17 protein-coding genes are annotated in these 19,868 nt (G+C 40.2%); 7 read left to right on the forward strand and 10 right to left on the reverse strand.

The window, feature by feature from the left end; all coding sequences use genetic code 11:
- Nucleotides 1–11: 11 nt before the first annotated feature.
- From AC1TO5_RS16030 to AC1TO5_RS16070, 9 genes are all read right to left on the reverse strand, one after another.
- On the reverse strand, nt 12–710 hold the full coding sequence (locus tag AC1TO5_RS16030) for an ABC transporter ATP-binding protein (protein ID WP_482063835.1): 699 nt from the start codon (nt 708–710) through the stop codon (nt 12–14).
- An 84-nt stretch (nt 711–794) separates the two neighbouring features.
- Nucleotides 795–1,319 (reverse strand): PadR family transcriptional regulator, encoded by a 525-nt coding sequence (locus AC1TO5_RS16035; RefSeq protein WP_482063836.1) that lies wholly within the window; start codon nt 1,317–1,319, stop codon nt 795–797.
- 258 nt (nt 1,320–1,577) lie between these two features.
- On the reverse strand, nt 1,578–3,029 hold the full coding sequence (locus AC1TO5_RS16040; protein WP_482063837.1) for a CoA-acylating methylmalonate-semialdehyde dehydrogenase: 1,452 nt from the start codon (nt 3,027–3,029) through the stop codon (nt 1,578–1,580).
- A gap of 24 nt (nt 3,030–3,053) precedes the next feature.
- A complete protein-coding gene (iolC, locus tag AC1TO5_RS16045) occupies nt 3,054–4,031 on the reverse strand; it encodes a 5-dehydro-2-deoxygluconokinase (RefSeq protein ID WP_482063979.1) in 978 nt (325 codons plus the stop codon).
- A gap of 17 nt (nt 4,032–4,048) precedes the next feature.
- The gene (gene iolB / locus AC1TO5_RS16050) at nt 4,049–4,867 is read right to left on the reverse strand and encodes a 5-deoxy-glucuronate isomerase (protein ID WP_482063838.1); all 819 of its coding nucleotides are present in this window, start codon (nt 4,865–4,867) and stop codon (nt 4,049–4,051) included.
- A 12-nt stretch (nt 4,868–4,879) separates the two neighbouring features.
- Nucleotides 4,880–5,893 (reverse strand): inositol 2-dehydrogenase, encoded by a 1,014-nt coding sequence (gene iolG / locus AC1TO5_RS16055; RefSeq protein ID WP_482063839.1) that lies wholly within the window; start codon nt 5,891–5,893, stop codon nt 4,880–4,882.
- Nucleotides 5,894–5,968: 75 nt separating this feature from the next.
- Nucleotides 5,969–6,856, reverse strand: a complete 888-nt coding sequence (iolE, locus tag AC1TO5_RS16060) for a myo-inosose-2 dehydratase (RefSeq protein ID WP_482063840.1) — start codon at nt 6,854–6,856, stop codon at nt 5,969–5,971.
- A 119-nt stretch (nt 6,857–6,975) separates the two neighbouring features.
- On the reverse strand, nt 6,976–8,841 hold the full coding sequence (gene iolD / locus AC1TO5_RS16065) for a 3D-(3,5/4)-trihydroxycyclohexane-1,2-dione acylhydrolase (decyclizing) (RefSeq protein ID WP_482063841.1): 1,866 nt from the start codon (nt 8,839–8,841) through the stop codon (nt 6,976–6,978).
- Nucleotides 8,842–9,074: 233 nt separating this feature from the next.
- Nucleotides 9,075–10,082: a LacI family DNA-binding transcriptional regulator gene (locus AC1TO5_RS16070; RefSeq protein WP_482063842.1), complete on the reverse strand. Its 1,008-nt coding sequence runs from the start codon at nt 10,080–10,082 to the stop codon at nt 9,075–9,077.
- A gap of 292 nt (nt 10,083–10,374) precedes the next feature.
- On the opposite strand from AC1TO5_RS16070, the gene AC1TO5_RS16075 reads away from it, so the two are divergent.
- The 6 genes from AC1TO5_RS16075 (at nt 10,375) to AC1TO5_RS16100 (ending at nt 17,031) form a co-directional block, all read left to right on the forward strand.
- On the forward strand, nt 10,375–12,603 hold the full coding sequence (locus AC1TO5_RS16075) for a glycoside hydrolase family 88/105 protein (RefSeq protein WP_482063843.1): 2,229 nt from the start codon (nt 10,375–10,377) through the stop codon (nt 12,601–12,603).
- 185 nt (nt 12,604–12,788) lie between these two features.
- A complete protein-coding gene (locus AC1TO5_RS16080) occupies nt 12,789–13,733 on the forward strand; it encodes a sugar phosphate isomerase/epimerase family protein (protein ID WP_482063844.1) in 945 nt (314 codons plus the stop codon).
- 54 nt (nt 13,734–13,787) lie between these two features.
- Nucleotides 13,788–14,033 carry an MgtC/SapB family protein gene (locus tag AC1TO5_RS16085; RefSeq protein WP_482063845.1) on the forward strand — a complete coding sequence of 82 codons (246 nt, stop codon included), beginning with the start codon at nt 13,788–13,790 and terminating at the stop codon, nt 14,031–14,033.
- 390 nt (nt 14,034–14,423) lie between these two features.
- Nucleotides 14,424–15,293, forward strand: coding sequence for an aldose epimerase family protein (locus AC1TO5_RS16090; protein ID WP_482063846.1), 870 nt, complete (start codon nt 14,424–14,426; stop codon nt 15,291–15,293).
- A gap of 88 nt (nt 15,294–15,381) precedes the next feature.
- Nucleotides 15,382–16,476, forward strand: a complete 1,095-nt coding sequence (locus tag AC1TO5_RS16095) for a Gfo/Idh/MocA family protein (protein WP_482063847.1) — start codon at nt 15,382–15,384, stop codon at nt 16,474–16,476.
- Between the two features lie 36 nt (nt 16,477–16,512).
- Entirely contained in the window at nt 16,513–17,031 is a 519-nt protein-coding gene (locus AC1TO5_RS16100) for a PCYCGC motif-containing (lipo)protein (RefSeq protein ID WP_482063848.1), read from the forward strand.
- A gap of 88 nt (nt 17,032–17,119) precedes the next feature.
- Here AC1TO5_RS16100 and AC1TO5_RS16105 read toward each other — a convergent pair whose 3' ends face one another.
- The gene (locus AC1TO5_RS16105) at nt 17,120–18,625 is read right to left on the reverse strand and encodes a malate:quinone oxidoreductase (protein WP_482063849.1); all 1,506 of its coding nucleotides are present in this window, start codon (nt 18,623–18,625) and stop codon (nt 17,120–17,122) included.
- Nucleotides 18,626–18,897: 272 nt separating this feature from the next.
- Between AC1TO5_RS16105 and AC1TO5_RS16110 the strand changes: the two genes are divergently transcribed.
- Nucleotides 18,898–19,857: a catalase gene (locus AC1TO5_RS16110; protein ID WP_482063850.1), complete on the forward strand. Its 960-nt coding sequence runs from the start codon at nt 18,898–18,900 to the stop codon at nt 19,855–19,857.
- Nucleotides 19,858–19,868: the final 11 nt, after the last annotated feature.

A 19,868-nucleotide genomic window follows, 5' to 3' on the forward strand; every position in this document is an offset into this window, starting at 1 on the left:
TTATTCTAAATTTACGCCTCTGTTAAATTAAGGTAAAGCTGTTCTAAATGCGCTACTTCGTGCTGTTTCAACAACAACTCTTCAGTACCTTCAGCAACAATTTCGCCATTATGAATCATTATAATTTTAGAAGCTACTTTACTTACTTCTTCCATATCGTGAGAAGTAAATACGATCGTTGTTCCTGTAGCAGATAGTGATTGGATAAGTTCTCTTATCTCTTTGCGTGCCCTAGGATCAAGTGCCGCCGTTGGCTCATCAAGGAAAAGCAACTGCGGATGATGCATTAATGTTAGCGCAATAGATAATCTTTTCTGCTGTCCACCAGAAAGTTTGGTAGCTTCTACTTTGGCAGAAGCTCCAATACCACATCTTTCTAAGTAGGAATACAATTGATTATCTTTTAATTTCAATTGATAGAAAGCAGAAAACATTCTCATATTTTCTAATGCTGTAAAACCTGCAAAGAATGGCATGGTTTGTAGCTGTACACCAATATGTTGGGCTGCCTGCTCCTTCCAATAAGTAACTGAACCTTGAGTTGCCTGCTTAAGTCCTAGAATAATGTCTAATGTCGTTGATTTCCCCGCGCCGTTTGGACCAATAATCGCGATGACCTCACCCTGATTAATAGTTAAGCTAATACCATTCACAACTGTCCGATTACCATATTTTTTTACGATATTGTTAACCTCAATCAATTTGCTCATATACTACTCCCCTTTATCCAATATTGTTTATCCAATGTTGGGTATTTGATTAAAAGAAAACGTCGATGGATGTCGACGATTTGATTACTGCTCTAAAATTGAAATGATTTGCTTAATAAATTTAATATCTTGCTCCAATATAGCGATCGCATTATCGAATGAAGCTATCGCAAATAGTGATAATCCATGCTCACCTTTTAATAACTTCCCGGTTTCCCAGTTCGCTAAATTGTCTTCGACTTGCTGTAGGTTTTTCTCCAATAAAGTAATAGCTTCTTCTTTCGAAAGTATTTCAATCCAGTTCAAACTTACCGTGAAATCTGACTTCACCGAATGCGGGGTTAATGTTAATGATTCACGCACCAAGGTTTGAAATAGTTGCTCTCCCTCCTCTGTAATAGCATAAATTTTACGAAGCCGAGCACCTTGACGCTCCTCTGCTTCTGTACGGATCAATTTATCCTTTTCGAGTTTATTAAGTGCATAATAAATGGAGCCTGACAGTAAATTAGCCCATTCATCCATATGACTTAGTTGTATAATTTGCTGTATTTCATAGCCGTGCATCGGTCTATCGCGTAGTAGTGCTAGAATAATTAGATTTGTCAAAAAGCTCGATCCCTTTCTTTGCTCAATCTTACATATCCAATGTTGGTTATATGTTAATTGGATATTAACATAATTAGTAAAATATGTCTACAGCTATTTCCGCATACAAAAAAGCAAGTAACTTTTTACCAGTACCTGCTGAATTCAAACAAATGAATAGAATCTCAGAACTTCTAAAATGATTAGGTTAATATACCAAAGCAAGCGGTATATTAACCTAGTCTGTTATGCATTGGTATAAACTTTCTTCGATCTACATTAATATCTAGCCACTACCACTTTTTTTCTAGTGTAAAACTCTACGCCATCTTTACCATTTGCATGTAAATCACCGTAGAAAGATTTCTTATATCCTGAGAATGGGAAGAATGCCATTGGAGCTGGGACACCAACATTAATACCTAGCATTCCCGCATCAATATGATCGCGATAGTAACGAATGGCCTTCGCGCTATCCGTATACAGAACACCGCCATTCGCAAATTCAGATTGATTAGACAATGCGATAGCATCTTCAAGTGTATCTACTCTAACGATAGATAACACAGGCGCAAACACTTCATCTTGCCAAATTTTCATCTCACTAGTTACATGGTCAAAGATTGTTGGACCAATGAAATACCCTTTCGAATACTGCTTAGCAGCTTCTCTGCCATCTAATAGTAGAGTTGCACCCTCCTGCTCTGCACTTTCGATATAACTAACAGTTCTCTCCTTATGGCTTTGACGAATAACAGGCCCTAAGAAATAATTACTTTCACTTCCATCACCCATAGATAGTTGTGAAGCTGCTTCTACTAGCTTAGCAATTAGTGGTTCTGCTACATCACCAACAGCAACGACCACTGAAGTCGCCATACAACGCTCACCTGCCGAACCAAAGGAAGCATTAATAATTTCTTTCACCGTTAGCTCAAGATTCGCATCAGGTAATACGATGGAATGATTTTTTGCACCCGCTAAAGCTTGAACTCTTTTCCCATGAGCCGCTGCAGTTTTGTATACATACTCGGCCACTGGCTGTGAGCCCACAAAGGAAATTGCACTTACCGTTTCATTCTCCAGCAATTCATTCACAACATCGTGTGAACCATGTACGATATTGAGAACGCCTGCAGGTAATCCCGCTTCGGTCATAAGCTCTGCAAGCTTACCTGCCAGAATCGGCGTTCTTTCTGAAGGCTTTAGTACAAAAGTATTACCACATGCAATGGCAATTGGGAACATCCAGCAAGGAACCATCATAGGGAAGTTGAATGGAGTGATTCCCCCCACAACTCCGAGAGGATAGCGATACATAGCAGACTCTAAGCCAGTTGCAATATCAGGTAATACACTTCCCATCATTAACGTTGGTGCTCCTGCCGCAAACTCAACACACTCAATACCACGTTGTACTTCTCCATAAGCTTCACCATAGCTTTTACCATTTTCAATCGTAATCAGTTTGGCTAGCTCATCCCAATGCTCAACTAACAATTGTTGATATTTGAAAAGTATTTTAGAACGTCGAGGAACGGCTGTATTTTTCCACATTGGGAAAGCGCTACTTGCTACTTGAATAGCCTGCCTTACTTCCTCCTTTGTTGAATGAGGTACTAGTGCTATTGTTTCTCCAGTCGCGGGATTAGGTACCTCCTCTATTCTTTCCGTAGCTGAAGCTACCCATTGGCCGCCAATATAATTTTGAATTTGAATAATGGATTGCATATCTCATTGCTCCCTTCTAGCTCTTTACTTATCTATAACCGCTTTAATTTGTTCGAGTGTTGGCATGGCATCTGAGCAACTATGACTGGAAACTACAATCGATGCCGCTGCTGCACCCCATTGTTGGCAAGTTGGAATGGATTGTCCCGTCATTAAGCCATAAATAAATGCACCTGCAAATGAATCTCCCGCTCCAAATGTTTTTACAACCTGTGCTGGGAATATGGTTCCCGTATATTGATCCCCAGCTTGCGTGTAAACTACCGACCCGTCTCCACCATGCTTGATCACAACCAATTGCGTTCCCTTATCTAGCCAGCGCTTTGCTATCTGGTCATCTGTCGCTTCATGTCGATTAAGCATATGTTCAAGCAGCTTAAATTCATCACGTCCACCAAAAATAACATCGCTTTTTTCAGAAATTAAGCTAGCATAAATGCCAGCTTCCTCCGTTGATGTCCAAGTATACGGTCTATAATCAATGTCGAACATAACGACAACATTATTCATTTTGGCAAGTTCAACAGCTTTCAGTGCAGCTTCCCGTGATGGACTTTGCGCTAAGGCGGTGCCCGAGATTAAGATCGCTTTGCTGCTTGCAATAAACGCCTCGTTAATATCATCTGGCTCTAGCTTAAGATCAGCTACATTATCACGATACATAAGTATGCTGCATTCCGTAGGAGACTTAATTTCTGTGAACGCTAAGCCAGTCACTGTACCGGAACGATCCACGATCACATTTTGCGTATCAATCTGACGTTCTTCCAAGTAATTTCTAATAAAACGACCATGCTGATCATCAGAGATACGACCAATAAATCCTGTTTTCAATCCTAGCTTAGCTGCGGCAATCGTAATATTAGCGGGAGAACCACCTACATATTTGGTAAAGCTAATCGTTTCTTCCATAGGTCTGTTGATCTCATTCGCGTTAAGATCGATACATAATCTACCTAGTGCTATTAAATCAACTGACTTCGTTTTATCAAATGAAAGCATCACCTGTCACTCTCCTCCTATTTGTCCTTATTCCAAGAATCGGAAATCCACTCATGATCCTTATCATTGGTGAATTTCCAGCTTCGCACCGGTCCTGCCATTACATTTAAGTAATATACTTCGTAGCCTGGTGGAGCACATACAGGGTGATAACCTTTCGGTACAAGTACAACATCATTATTTGCAACGACCATCGTTTCATCTAGCTCACGATCATCAGTGTACACGCGTTGAATAGCAAATCCATGCTCAGGTGATACTTTATGATAATAGGTCTCTTCCAAATAAGATTCCTCTGGCAAACGAAGCTCATCGTGCTTATGCGGAGGATAGCTGGACCAATGTCCTTGCGGTGTAAATACTTCAACAACTAGCAGGCTATCTGCTGACTTAGATTCTGGCAGAATATGATGAATTAATCGCTCAGTATGTCCTTCTCCTCTAACCTCTGCATCAATATTAGCTGGTGTAATTAGACGTGCTTCATAGTTTCCCTGACCAGGAGCTTTACAGAAAGCAAGCTCAGCTTCCGTCTCGGCAACAATTTCAACTGTTTCATGCGCTGGTATATAAATCGCATACGGTGCAATCTTTTCAAATACATTCATTCGTTTTCCTATGCTACTCCATTGATGTTGATTCGTTTTAACCGATACGATGCCTGTTAATACAACGACAACGACTTCATTTTCCAATGTTTCTTGTATTGTTTGTTGGCCTGCTTGTAATGCGATAACTTCAAAACCAACATATTTCCAATTGGCTGATTGTGGTGTAATGTCTACACATTGCCCAGAACTCTCATTATAATTTGATGAAATCTTTAATTTTCCCATAGCGTAATCCTCCTACTGTATTTCTTCCAATCGAACTAATCGACCTTGAAGCAATGACTGTTTGGCTGCAAAAGCTATGCGCTCGGCTTGATAACCATCATAAGCGGACACAAGTGGCGGAAGATCGCCGAGTATACTCTCTACAAAATAATTGACTTCCGTTTCATAAGACTCGATATAACGGTCCAAGAAGAAATACTTAGGGTGATCCGTTGTAATAGCTTCCTCTGTGCTTACCTTTACTGTCGTTGGAACATCATTCTCTACACTAATGTTTCCCTTTTCGCCAAATATTTCGACACGCTGATCATATCCATATACAGCTTTTCTACTATTATCAATAACACCCAAAGCACCATTAGCAAAACGCAACGTAATAATAGCGGTATCAATATCGCCAAGCTCACCAATTTCTTGATCAACGAGTACAGCGCCCTCCGCATATACGGTCTCAACCTCACTGCCCGTTATATACCGTGCCATATCAAAATCATGGATGCTCATATCCATAAACAGTCCACCGGATGCGAGTATGTAGCTTGCTGGAGGTGGCTGCGGATCTCTCGAAGTTATTTTAATTAGATGTGGTTGCCCAATCGTTTCCGAGCTCATTAGATCTCGTACTTTTTGGAAATTATGATCGAATCTACGATTAAAGCCCACTTGAAATACTACCCCTGCCTGCTCCACTAACTCCATAATTTCCTTAGTCTCTTGATAGTTAAAGCTAATAGGCTTCTCACAAAAAATATGCTTGCCACTTGCCACTGCTGCTTTAATAATTTCAATATGTGTATTGGTAGGTGAGCATATGAAAATAGCTTCAATTCGCGGATCTTGAATTAATTCCAAGTAACTATTGGTCATGATCGATAGGTTGAACGGTTTGCTCCATTCTACTAATTCCTCGTTCATGAACACATCTGAAATACCTAGTAACTGAACTTTAGAATTGTGTAGCATTTTCTCTGCGTGTAATTTCCCAATTCTGCCTACTCCAATGATTCCAATTCCCATCTTCGGCATAAAATGACCCTCACTTTATCGATATATAGCAAATCCATGTAAGTGCTTTCAAATCTCTACTTAAAACTTTAAGTTCTAAGCTTTAATCAAACCCAGTGATTTCAAATACAACAGTCCTTTTTCAGCGTATACAACCGGGTTCGCTATAGCTGGATCCTGCTCCGCTTCAATAATAATCCAACCATCATATCGACGATCTAATAATTCCTTAATAATTGGTGCAAAATCAATACAGCCTTCTCCAGGTACAGTAAATACTCCATTTTGCACTCCTGTTCTAAAGCGTAGCCCCGATGCAATAAGCTCCTGTAATTGAGCTTCCCGTATATCCTTCAAATGAATATAAGCAATACGATTATAGTGTCTGTTTAACAAAACTAACGGATCATATCCCCCATAATAAGCATGACCTGTATCATATAAGAGATGGACAAGGTCAGGATTAGTGGACGACATCAAACGATCGATTTGAGCTGGCTTCTCGATTACAGTTTCCCCATGGAAATGGTACACCAGCTTCATTCCCTTGTCCTTGCAATATTGTCCTGCTCGATGTAAGCCATCAATTAATGAAGACCATTGCTCATCCGTTAGCTCATCAATCGTCACTTTATTTTGCGTTAAATCCTCAAAGGTATTGCCACTTTCACAAGTAACAACATGCTTACATCCCATCGCTGATAGAAAATCTACCTTTTGCTTATATTTGGCTAACTCTTCTTCTACCCTTGAAGCATCACTAAAATGTACAGAATTCCACTGGGAAGACATTACCATATTGTATTTCGCTAGTAATGGTTGTAATGCCGTTACGTCTTGTGGAAACTTACGACAAAACTCTGTCCCTTCAAAGCCTAAGCTAGACATTTCATTAAGCACTTCATCGGCTGTATAGTGATCACCCAACGATAAAATATCCTCATTGACCCAATTTATAGCAGAAACACCTAGACGAATCGTCATATATGCCCTCCTAAAACTTTTTTGTAACACCGGTGGATATGCTTCTAAGCAAAAAAAAGTTACTTCGAAAGCTTAAACTAAACTTTTGTGTAACACCGGCGAATATGCTTCTAACTGAGTTATGACAATGGTTTGATTAACTGTACTTTTTCTATATAACCCTCATAGCGAGCTTGCACAGCTGGTTGCGTTGATACTTCAGCAACTCCCACCTGCCACCAGGAATGGTAACCCGATGTATTTGTTCCTGGTAGTACAGGAATCGAAATTAAAGTTGTCTTTGTTTGTTGCTTTGCGAGCTTTAATGCGTCCCTTAATTCTTCCTTTGAAGTAACAGAATACGCATTGGCCCCCATACTTCGGGCATGAGCTGCAAAATCAATATCCATATATGGACCGCTCAACTGGCCTTGCTCATCTCTAACTCGAAATTCGTTGCCAAAACTTCCACTACCGTTCTCTCTTTGCAAGTTGTGTATACATTGAAAACCATGATTATCTAATAATAGAATGGTAATTTTCTTTCCTTCTTGAATACTAGTTAGAAGTTCTGAGTGTAGCATTAAGTAGCTTCCATCCCCAACAAGTGCGTATACCTCATGTTCTGGTTCTGCAAGCTTCACACCAAATGCACCACTAACCTCATAGCCCATACAGGAGAATCCATACTCTAAATGATAGGTTTTCGGAGCTGTTGTACGCCACATACGATGTAAATCACCGGGCATACTTCCAGCAGCACATACGATAACATCCTTTTCACCGATAAAATTATTAATCTCACCCAAAACGCTAGTTTGAACCAAACCAAGCTCTGAGTCTACTTCATACAAGCGATTCACTTCTTCATCCCATGCTTGCTTAAGTTGCTGAAGCTGCTCTATGGAATAGGCTGATTGATAGGACATCGCTTGCATAGCGACAAGTAGCTGTTGCAGCGCGATCTTGGCATCGGCTACAATTTGTCCACCCGTTGTTTTATAAGCATCCATATTAGAAACGTTAATATTAATAAATTTCACATTAGGATTAGCGAAGGCAGTTTTAGAAGATGTTGAAAAGTCCGCTAATCTCGTACCAACCGCAATGATTAGATCTGCCTCAGCAGCAAGTATATTAGCTGGTTCAGTTCCAGTTACTCCTACCCCTCCGAAAGACATCGGGTGAAGCCATGACATTGCGCTTTTGCCTGCTTGTGTTTCCACAACTGGAATATGACAATGTTCAGATAACTGCAAAAGTTCTGGAATTGCTTGTGAATAGTGGACGCCACCACCTGCAATAATGATTGGTTTCTTAGCATCTGCTAAGAGTTGAGCTGCTTCCTGAATGGCTATTGGAGCCGGTTGCTGACGAGCTATGCGATGAACCCTTTTTTCAAAAAACGATTGTGAATAATCATATGCTTCACATTGAACATCCTGAGGTAGACTTAACGTTACCGCTCCCGTTTCTGCAGGATCAACTAATACTCGTATCGCATGCAATGCAGAAGGAATCAATTGCTCCGGTCGGCTAATCCGATCCCAGAACTTACTTACTGGCTTAAAAGCATCATTGGCGGAAATAGTATAATCCATTGGATATTCAATTTGCTGTAAGACAGGATCAGGTAATCGGCTTGCAAAGATATCCCCTGGTAATAACAAGAGCGGGATGCGATTAACGGTAGCAACTGCTGCTGCAGTAACCATATTGAGTGCCCCAGGACCAATGGAAGAAGTACAAGCATATGTTGCTAATCTATTTTTTTGCTTAGCAAAGGCAATTGCTGCATGTGCCATACCTTGCTCATTTTTCCCTTGAATTAATACTAATCCCTCTTTATTTTGTTCAAGCGCCTGACCTATTCCAGTTACATTACCATGTCCGAATATACCCATGACCCCTTGAAAAAACTTGCTTTCTACACCATCAAGCTCAACATATTGTTGATCTAAAAATCGCACTAAAGCCTGCGCCATCGTCAATCGTACCGTTTCCATATTAGCACCTCACAATTAAGCGTTATCTCCTATTGTTCATACAACTTCGATAACGACACATTTTTGATATTGATTAAAAAGGAAAGATAAAGGTAAGCGCTTACCCTATAATGCGAATTATACCTGCAATCTTTGAAAAGTCAACAAAAAAACTACTTCCCCCAGTTCATAATTAGTTTGGTCATAAAGTAATCACCAAGCTATCACATTAGGAAAAATAGTTTACTTACTTCTTATTCATTTAACTTACTAGTCGAAGAACGGATAATCAAATCTGGCATTAATACTACACGCTGTCTCACATTTTCTCCACTTTGAATCTGTTGAACTAATATCGCCACCGAACGTTCACCAATGTCTTGAATAGGCTGAGCAATCGTCGTTAATGGCGGATCGACAATTGTAGCGAGAATTGTATTATCGTAGCCAATCACCGAAATGTCCTTTGGAACCTGTAAACCTAATTCACGTACAGCTTGAATCGCCCCTATAGCAAGAATATCATTACAAGCAAATATCGCTGTTGGAGGATCTTGCTGCTGTAGTAACCTCTTCGTTGCCTTCTTTCCACTTTCGACAGTGTAACCACCTTCTACTATATATTCTGGAAGCATCTCTAGCTTTGCTTCTTTCATCGCATCGGTACATCCGCGTAACCGTTCCTTACTACCCAGTTCCTTGAGATTTTCCGTAATAACTGCGATCTTTTGGTGATCTTGCTTCAGTAAATGGGAGCCCGCTTGAAATCCTCCATAATAATCATCCACCATTACTGAAGTAACAGGAACCGAAAAGATTTCTCTAGATATCATAACCAACGGGACCTTTTCATTTAATATTTTTTTGACCATAGTATCCTGCTTTTCCCTGGAAACCATAATGATGCCGTCTACACGTTTTTTCATAAATAGCCGGTAATATTCTTCTTCCTTACGGGCATCATTATCTGTACTGCACATCAATACATTGAAACCATATTCTCTCCCACGATCCTCAATTGCTCTAGCAATTTCTGCGAAATATGGATTGGCTAGATCGGGAAGTGTCAAACCGATCGTAAAGGTGCTTTTACCTGAAAGTGCAGAGGCAACAGCGCTAGGTTGATACTCTAGATCTTCCATAATCTTTAATACTTTTTTTCTTGTTTTCTCACTAATACGCCCTGTGTCATTAATAACTTTAGAAACCGTAGCAATAGAAACACCTGCTTTTTCCGCTACATCATATATCGTAATTTTCATGTTATTACCCCTCATATACATATGTTACAGTTCACACTGTGTATAATCACTATTTATATCCAATCTTAAATGATACCTTATTCTAGTCAATATACTCTATCTTTCTCTGCAAGAGAAGATTAATTTAATTCGTTACTTAAAGAAGGAATACTCCACTACAATAAAAATCATCGCTAAATATGAAATATTTATATTGCAGAACGAAAGAATTCCTCTTACAATAGGAAGGTAAGCGCTTAACCTTTGTTTTTTCAGTATTTTTTTAATAATGTAATGATGAGATGGAAGGTGCGTGACTACATTGAATATTGATGAGAAAGAAAGTGCCTATTATAGCTTTGGTGCGGAAGACCAACATGTTTTGGAGGTTGTCGCTAATCGCTATATTGGTGCAAATCCAGCAATCCCTTTCGTCTATCGTGCTTTTTCAGCTTCAGGCATATTGCAAAACGACGAAGGCTTATATCTACTTGATTTTACAGATACATATTCAGCAAGTGCAAATGGTAGCTATGCCTATGCTTTGTGCTTAGTATGGAGCGACGAAGAACGTTCGATTGACGGAGTTATTGAGCCGCTTGGTCCTACTTCCTTATATCTGAATGAGCAACGGTTGTATCGTTCCTCCGTTATTGAAGAGTTAAAGCCAGATGGAAGAATGAGCATCCCTCTTTTATTACTTAAGGGATGGAATGTCATTATGATCGAAGCTCGTAAAACACCCGCTGGATTTGGATGTAGATTCGGAGCAGAAGAGGGTAAAGTGCGTATTTTACAAGTATTAGCTCCCTTTTCTAATCGAGCTGGTCAAGCAGGTTGGAGTATATCAGAGCCTTGCCAACATTCTCTATACGGGGATCGTAATGAGCAGTTTCCTCAATGGAACGAGCCTGAGTCCACTACTGAATTGCAATGGTTTCCGCGAACCGAATGGACTCCATCTGAACAATCATTAGCCAATCTTGAAAGAATATATAGCTTTGCGCATAATGTGGCAGCTTACGGACTTACGACAGTTATTATTCCTACCCATGTCCATTCACTTTCAATTGAGCTTCGAACGAATGGCTCTACAATTGTCTGGCTTGGTGATGAAGTTATTGTCAATGTTGATGATGCTGGAAACTATACGTTAGACGTAGATGTCAGTAGTAAGCAAGGTAAACATCATATTAAAGTTTGGTCAGCAAGTGGTAGTGAGCATTGGGGATTCCAGCTTAGCGTAAGTGCTAACGGCACTACATTAGAATTAAGCCCACCAGTATCTATACATGGCTATCATGAATCATGGATATACGCTGGACCATTATCGAGTGGGGTCCCTGCTCTCGATAATAGCCCTTTCGTTATGAGCTCACTAGTCAAACATCATGACGATGTTCGTTTTTGGAATGTCGATTTACCAAATACGTTTGTTAGACCTTATTATGAAAACGCAATGTTAAGTAGCAAATGGACTGTGGGCAATATGAGCAATTTTGGACGATGGGATTACCCGCTTGGTGTGACCATGTATGGCTTGCTACGCACAGGTAAACAGCTAGATCGTGCAGATATTACGGAATATGCGTTAAAGCATATTAGAAGCTGTACAGATTTGTACGAATATTCCTTATGGGATTTTAAGCAATATGGCTTCCCGTCCGTTAATCATCAGCTAGTCCTTATGAAAATGTTGGATAATTGTGGATCCTTTGGTTCAGCCATGCTTGAGGCTTATTCCATAACAGGCGACCAAACATTCGCAGACATCGCTCATGTCATTGCTGATTTCATGCTCAATAAGTTGGAAAGAAAAGAAGATGGAGCCTTCTTCCGTACATGTGAAGGTGATTATTCTGCTAATACGATGTGGGCAGATGATTTGTATATGAGCACGCCATTTTTAATACGTTATGCGCAATTATTAGGAAAGAAAGAAGCACTTGATGAAGCTGCAAGGCAATTTCTATTGTATCGAAAGTATCTGTTCATGGAAGACCAATCCATTATGTCACATGTCTATGATTTTAAATATAATCAAGCAACTAGAGTTCCCTGGGGACGCGGCAATGGATGGGTTTTATTCTCCTTGTCAGAGTTATTAGAGAAACTGCCTGCCTCACATCCAGATTATAGTGAGCTTACTGCATTTTTCAGAACATTCGTGAAAGGGGTTACATTCCTGCAAGGTGTGAATGGATTATGGCATCAGGTGTTGAATGAGTCTACTAGCTATGAGGAAGCTTCATGTACAGCTATGTTTGTATATGCCATTGCAAGGGGAATTCGTATGGGCTGGTTAGACCAACATGCGGTGGAGTATACTGCCGCAGTTTATCAAGGATGGGAAGCACTAACTAAGCACGCTATCACTCGTCAGGGAAATGTCTTTGGCGTATGTAGTGGCTCAAGATACTCTTTCGCCCCTGATTATTACATGTACGATTTGCGGACCGTTGTCAATGACAATCATGGAATTGGAATTATGATGCTAGCCGGCGTAGAAGTTGAACAATTACGACACTCTCATCATCTCTAGATTTACGTTACTGAGGACCAATGGAGAGCTGAAGTCGATACTTGGCTACAACGTGGTGGATCTACAATTATTAAAGAATACGAAGAAGCGTACGCAAAAAACAATTAATAGTTACAGCGAGGGAGAATGGGTAAACCATGCTCCCTTCCTCTTATTCAATACTAGATCATAATGGGGTGGACATAATGATAAAAGAAGGCTATTCTTTCTCCACAATGTGGAACTTAAGAAGACATACAGTAGGTAGAGATATTATTACAGAAATTAAGGAATTGGGCTTCAATCAAGTAGAGTTAAACTACAATGTAACAGAGGAATTACTCGCAACCATTGTTCCTATGATTGAACAGAATGAGATCACTATTTCAAGTGTTCATAATGTATTTCCGTTTATTGCTGACCGAGATTACGATACCGATTCGGTAATGCTTGGCTTTGATGATCTTGATAAAAGAGCAAAGGCAGTTGACCTTCTCAAAAACTCTGTTGATTACGCAGCCAAATTCGGGGCGAAAGCAGTAGTCGTTCATCCTGGTGAGGTTCCATTTGACTATAATATTGATGCCGTTTTGAAAAAGATCTGGATAGAAGAAGGTAAGGATTCACCTGCATATCAAGCGCTCTGGGATGAAATGATTACGCGCCGTAACGAGCTAGCACCGATCCATGTTCAACGAATAACCGAAGGCTTAGAAGAGGTTTGTAATTATATTGAACAAAAAAACTTAGGCATTCAGATCGGAATTGAAACAAGATCTCGTTGCAATCAAATATCTACTCTACAAGAAGCCAATCAAATGATTACCGATCTGAATGGTGCCCCTCTAGGTATCTGGTTCGATATCGGACACGGAACGATGATGGAAAGAATGGGACTATATGATAGCTCGACTGAAATTCAACAATTAAAGGATAAAGTGCTTGGGGTCCATATCCATGAAACGGTAGGTATTGTCGATCACTGGTGTCCTTATATTCATAGCGAGAATTTACATGACTTTGATGTGTTTCTTCCCGTCATAGAAGCAGCACAAATCAAAGTTTACGAGCTTCGTGCACCATGCAAGAAAGAACAGATTGAAGACAGCTATCGCATTATGAATCAAAAAATACAAGACATGAGGGGTTAAACTGGATCCTTGACTACAGCTTTCATTCATGTTGACGAAGGAAGGGAATAACTCGTGTTGTTGGCAGATAAGCTATTAACCTCATGGTTAGGCGATTACGAGTGGCTTTTAAGGATATTTGTTAGTTGTGCATTAGGATTTATTATCGGTCTCAACCGTACACATAAGCAAAAACCTGCGGGTGTAATAACTTATATGTTCGTTGCAGCAGCATCCACCCTGATCACCATCGTCTCCATCCAAAGTGTTAACTTATATGTTGGTCCACAAGAGTATACGGGGATGGATAGAGAAACGTGAACAGGCAAGTGTCCATCATTATTCAGCGCATCATCAGAGCAAGTCAATCTCCAAGTAACAATTGATTATGCGGGATAGGTTAAGCTAGAGCACGCTCTGTTACAGCATGTTTTCGTGAATATAGGACGTGTACTGCAATCCTTGGTCGCTATGAATGATCAAGGATTCCATTACACGTCTTTTCTCTGTTTAAAGGCCTCTTCAATCTCAACGCTACTATATTGTTTGCTGGAGTAAAATTGGTTACTATTAAAACAACGCAACTTATGTATAGCAGAGAGAATTAATCGCTCTTGGAGAGGCGATCGGAACAGCGATTTGTTCTCAGAGCGCTCCTCACACCATGTTTTAGAATAGAAAAAAATACAATAGATGAGGTAGGAGATTATTATGTTCAATTACTATACGCGGCAAGACCAATTTGAAACGTACATTCTAGAGGATACAACTACTGACACATACATTGAAGTAGTTCCCACACGAGGAGCTATTATTAGTAAATATGTTCATCATAATCAACCTATATTTTATTTGGATCAAGAAACATTAGATAATCCATCACAAAATGTACGTGGTGGAAATCCAATTTTATTTCCTATTAGCAGCTACTTAGTTGATGAGATATACCATTACGACGGGGTCGCTTATCAGTTAAAGCAGCATGGCTTTGCGCGCAATCTTATCGGTAAAGTTACTCATACTCACGCTGATGAACATGGTGCTTCCATCACACTTGAGATGGTACATAATGAAGAGACATATGTAAGATACCCCTTCCATTTCAGTTTGACGATGCAGTACACATTGACGAAAGACGGCTTAACTGTGAAGGCTACCGTGAAAAATGACGATCATAAAGTGATGCCCTTTTATTTAGGATACCACCCTTATTTCTATGTTGAAGATAAAGATAATGTAGAATTAAATATTCCTTCTTCTACTTATACAGAATTGATTCCGAATAGTATGCCGCACAATAAATTCAACTTTAATCAAATCGAATCTAATACCATTCATGATCAATTGCAATCTAATGTTTGTGAGATGATTGATCATACTAGACAACTAAAAATTTCGATGACCTCAGATAATATCTATCAGTATATTGTACTATGGGCATTACAAGGAAAACCGTTTGTCTGCATTGAGCCTTGGATGGCACCTGTAAATGGTATGAACGTTGGACAAGGTATCCAATACCTTGAAGCCAATCAGTCCCACGCCTCGACCTTTCATATAAAGGCGGAAGCATTACGCTAATCACCACAATTTAAAACGCAAACTGACTGTCGTTGATATACATATTTAGCCAATTATCTTTCATATAAAGAAAGAGGTGATATATTTCATGGGTAAACCTATTAAATTCAGCATTATAGGTGGTGGGGGATTCCGTGCACAATATTTTTTGAGAATTGCGCACGCTCTAACCGAGCAGTTTCATGTTAGTGGAATGGTCGTTCGTGATGAAGCGGTAGGAAAATCTATGGAGCAATTATGGCATGTCAATACGTATCGCACGTTAGATCAGCTATTACTTAAGGAGCAGCCCGATTTCGTTATTCTATCCGTTAACCCGTCAGCAGCTATTCATTATATGCTAGAGCTAGCACAGCGAGGTATTCCTGTATTAGTGGAAACTCCTCCTGCCCCTGATCTTGATGGACTAATTATGCTGCATGACAAACTTACCCTGCAAGGTGCGCGAGTTCAAGTGGCTGAGCAATATCAATATCATCCGATCCAGGAAGCGCGTGCTGCAGTCATTCAATCAGGTCAATTAGGAAAAGTCAATCAAGTGACGGTATCCATATCGCAATTTTATCATGCGGTGAGCCTTATCCGTAAAATGCTTGGCGTACAATTCGAGAATGTGAGCATTAGGGGTATGAGATTTCATTCCGATTGGGTAGCTGGACCTAACCGAAGTGGCCCTCCAACGGAAGATAAATTAGTTGAATCAGAGAGAGATCTTGCTTGGTTAGATTTTGGCGGCAAGCTTGGTATTTACGATTTTACAAAGGATCAACATCGCTCATGGACTCGTTCTAACCATTTATGTATTAGAGGAGAACGCGGAGAAATTTTCGATCATAGAATTAGCATCCAAGACGCTGCTTGCACGCAAATCCAAATGGAACTAAAACGGATCAATAAAGGCGAGTACGAAAATGCGGAAGGTTATTTCCTTAAAGGAATTATGGCAGGCGAGCAATGGGTGTATGAAAATCCATTTATGCCAGCAAGATTGTATGATGATGAGATTGCCATTGCAGCCTGTCTTATCAAGATGGCAGATTATGCTACAGGAGGTCCATCCTTCTATGGTCTTCCGGAAGCATCTCAAGATCATTATATCGGAATGCTAATTGAGCAAGCGATAAGAACTGGAGAAACGGTAGTGTCCGTAACGCAACCTTGGACTAGTAGTGAAGCATTATAATATAATGAAATATACTCAGGATGATGGGGTGAAATAATGAGATCTTTTCTTACGAAGATTAGCATTTTGTTAACGTTAGTTATTGTTATTACTGCTTGTAGCTCGCAAAACGGGGCACATAATCAAGAACACACTAATGAAAATGGACATGAAGAAACCAATGAGCATTTACATGTAAGTGGAGATATACAAGAAGAAACTGCATCCGCAACGATATTACCTTCCTTTTTGGATGGACAAAACGAACAGATCCGCCTAGTTTACGAGGCCGCTGGACTGTCTACTGAAATTATAAAATGGATGCCATGCTATTGCGGTTGCGGTGAAAGTGTCGGACACGAAAGCAATCTAAATTGCTTTATTCAAGAGGTTAAATCAAATGGCGCGATCGTGTGGGATGATCACGGAACACGCTGCGGCGTATGCTTACAAATTGCGGTTGATGCTATCAATATGACGCAAGAAGGAAAATCACTACAAGAAATTAGAACGATTATTGATAATACGTACGCGGAAGGCTATGCAGCGCCTACTAAAACTGAGTTTCCTTCATAAGTATGGGAATACAAATAAAAAAGAGGATTTCACACATCATGTGCGAAATCCTCTTTTTGGTCGTATACAACGTACGTACCACTACAGATTATTTCGTATTTACTTGTTTTTTTCCCGCTAAGCCAAGCGCTTCCGCTGTTGAAGCATGGATTTGATTGAAAAGTTCCCGGTTTTCCACAAGTGACTCGCCATAAGAGGGAATCATTTCTTTAAGTTTCGGCTCCCACTCTTTAATATGCTGTGGGAAGCATTTATGCAAAACTTCGAGCATGACGTGAACCGCAGTAGAAGCACCTGGAGAAGCTCCCAGTAATGCAGCAATTGAGCCATCGCTTGCACTAACAACTTCCGTACCAAATTGTAGTGTTCCTCTGCCACCATCCTCAGTATCTTTAATGACCTGTACACGCTGCCCTGCTACTACAATACCCCAATCCTCGCTTTTCGCGTTCGGGATAAACTCTCTTAACTCTTCCATACGCTTTTCATTCGATAACAAAACTTGCTGGATCAAGTATTTTGTCAATGACATTTCTTTGACACCCGCTGCTAACATCGTTAAGACGTTATTCGGTTTTACAGAACCAATTAGATCAAACATCGAACCTGTTTTTAAGAACTTTGGTGAAAATCCGGCAAACGGTCCAAACAGTAATGATTTTTTGCTATCGATAAATCTTGTATCAAGATGCGGGACAGACATTGGAGGAGCGCCAACCTTAGCTTTACCATATACCTTGGCATGATGCTGCGCTACAACATCTGGATTGTTACATACCATAAATAGTCCACTTACCGGAAATCCTCCGATATGCTTTGATTCAGGAATTCCCGTTTTTTGTAGTAAGGGTAGACTTCCACCGCCGCCGCCGATAAAGACGAATTTTGCAGTATGACGTTCAACGGTACCGCTATCAAGATTACGTACTTTCAATTCCCATAAGCCGTCGCTCGTACGGTTAATATCACTAACGCTATGTTTATAGTTTATTTGAATGTTTTTATGCTTTAAGTAGTCAAACATCATGCGTGTTAAAGCACCGAAGTTAACATCTGTACCTGAGTCGATTTTCGTTGCCGCTATGGATTCATTCGATTGACGACCTTCCATAATAAGCGGAATCCAATCCATCAGCTTTTCAGGATCAGTGGAAAATTCCATCCCTTGAAATAATGGGTTAGATGATAACGCTTCAAAACGCTTTTTCAAAAATATAACATCTTTATCACCCTGTACTAAGCTAATGTGAGGTAAGGGCATAATAAAGTCCTGCGGGTTGCGGATCAGACCGCTGTCCACAAGATAAGACCAAAATTGTCTTGAAAGTTGAAATTGTTCATTAACTTTTATAGCCTTGCTAATGTCTATTGATCCATCCGGTTTCTCGGAGGTATAGTTAAGTTCGCACAGTGCAGCATGTCCTGTTCCCGCATTATTCCATTCGTTAGAGCTTTCCTCACCTGCATCTGAAAGCTTTTCAAACACTTTAATTTCCCATTCTGGTACTAATTCTTTCAATAATGACCCTAAAGTAGCACTCATGATTCCGGCACCAATTAAAATAACGTCTGTTTTAGTTTGTCTGTTACTCATTTTTACCATCCTTATACCCTACATTTTGCAGAAAGGATGTAGGCGCCATAGCAAGCCAAGGCGTGACATCATCACACATCTTTTCTGGATCAATTATAACCTTATCATAGTTTATCACTATTATTTGTAGATTAAAATATCTATTTGCTATTATATGATAGTTATAGGCTATTTAGGGTCGGTTAAAGCCAGGTTTAATGATAATCGTTGATGGATATAAAGTGGATAGATACTCAGAAAGTGATTTCATATAAACATAGGAGGCATATCATATGACCACTTCCAATCCAGACCATTCTCGTGCGGAGGAAATCGCCGATCCATCAAACTTGGTTTCACAAACAGTGGATGCGATTGAAAACATCTCGGGTGTGCATTCCGGATATCGTCGTGCCCATGCCAAAGGCATTTGTTGTCGTTCAGTCTTCCGTCCGAGTGGTCTAGCAACGCCATTTACTACTGCACCCCATCTACAGGAACAGGAATTAAATGCGTTTGTCCGTTTCTCTGGTAGTTCCACTGATCCGACAGTGGCTGATTTCCTATCCCCGGCTAAAGGAATGGCTGTCCAATTCCTCCTTCCTGACGGTGGCATCACGAATCTTGTAGGGGTAACTATTCCAGTATTTTTTGCACGAACACCTGAGTCATTTCTAGATATAATTCAAGCTGTCCATCGAGCACAAGATGGTGCACTAGGACCACTAGACCTTATTCAAGAAATTATGTCACATTTCTCTGAAAGCAAAGAAAGTCTGCTATCCGTCAAAAAGCTACTACCACCGGCTAGCTACGCTGAATGTCAGTATTACTGCATTCATGCTTACTTTTTCATAGATCGAGAAGAAAATACATATCCTGTGAAATTCGAATGGGTTCCAGTTGAAAGTGTACGTACATTGTCTATTATAGATGCGGCACAACAACCGGATGATTACCTAGAAGAGGAACTTAAGCAGAGGCTGGAAACTGAAGCTGTAGTTTTTCATCTAATAGCAATTTTGGGCGAGCCAGAGGATTCCACAAGTGATCCCACTACAGCCTGGCCAGAAGAGCGTCGGAGGATTGATATCGGTCAGCTATATATATTAGATATTATCGAAGAGCCATTCGATCTGTTCATGGATCCTACCATCATTCCGGAGGGCATGGCATTGAGTGATGATCCTATTCTCAACTTCCGCCATGCTACCTATGCTGTTTCCCACGACAGACGCCGACAAGAACGCTAATCCACATATAT

The sequence above is a fragment of the Paenibacillus sp. Y930 genome, assembly GCF_056786375.1.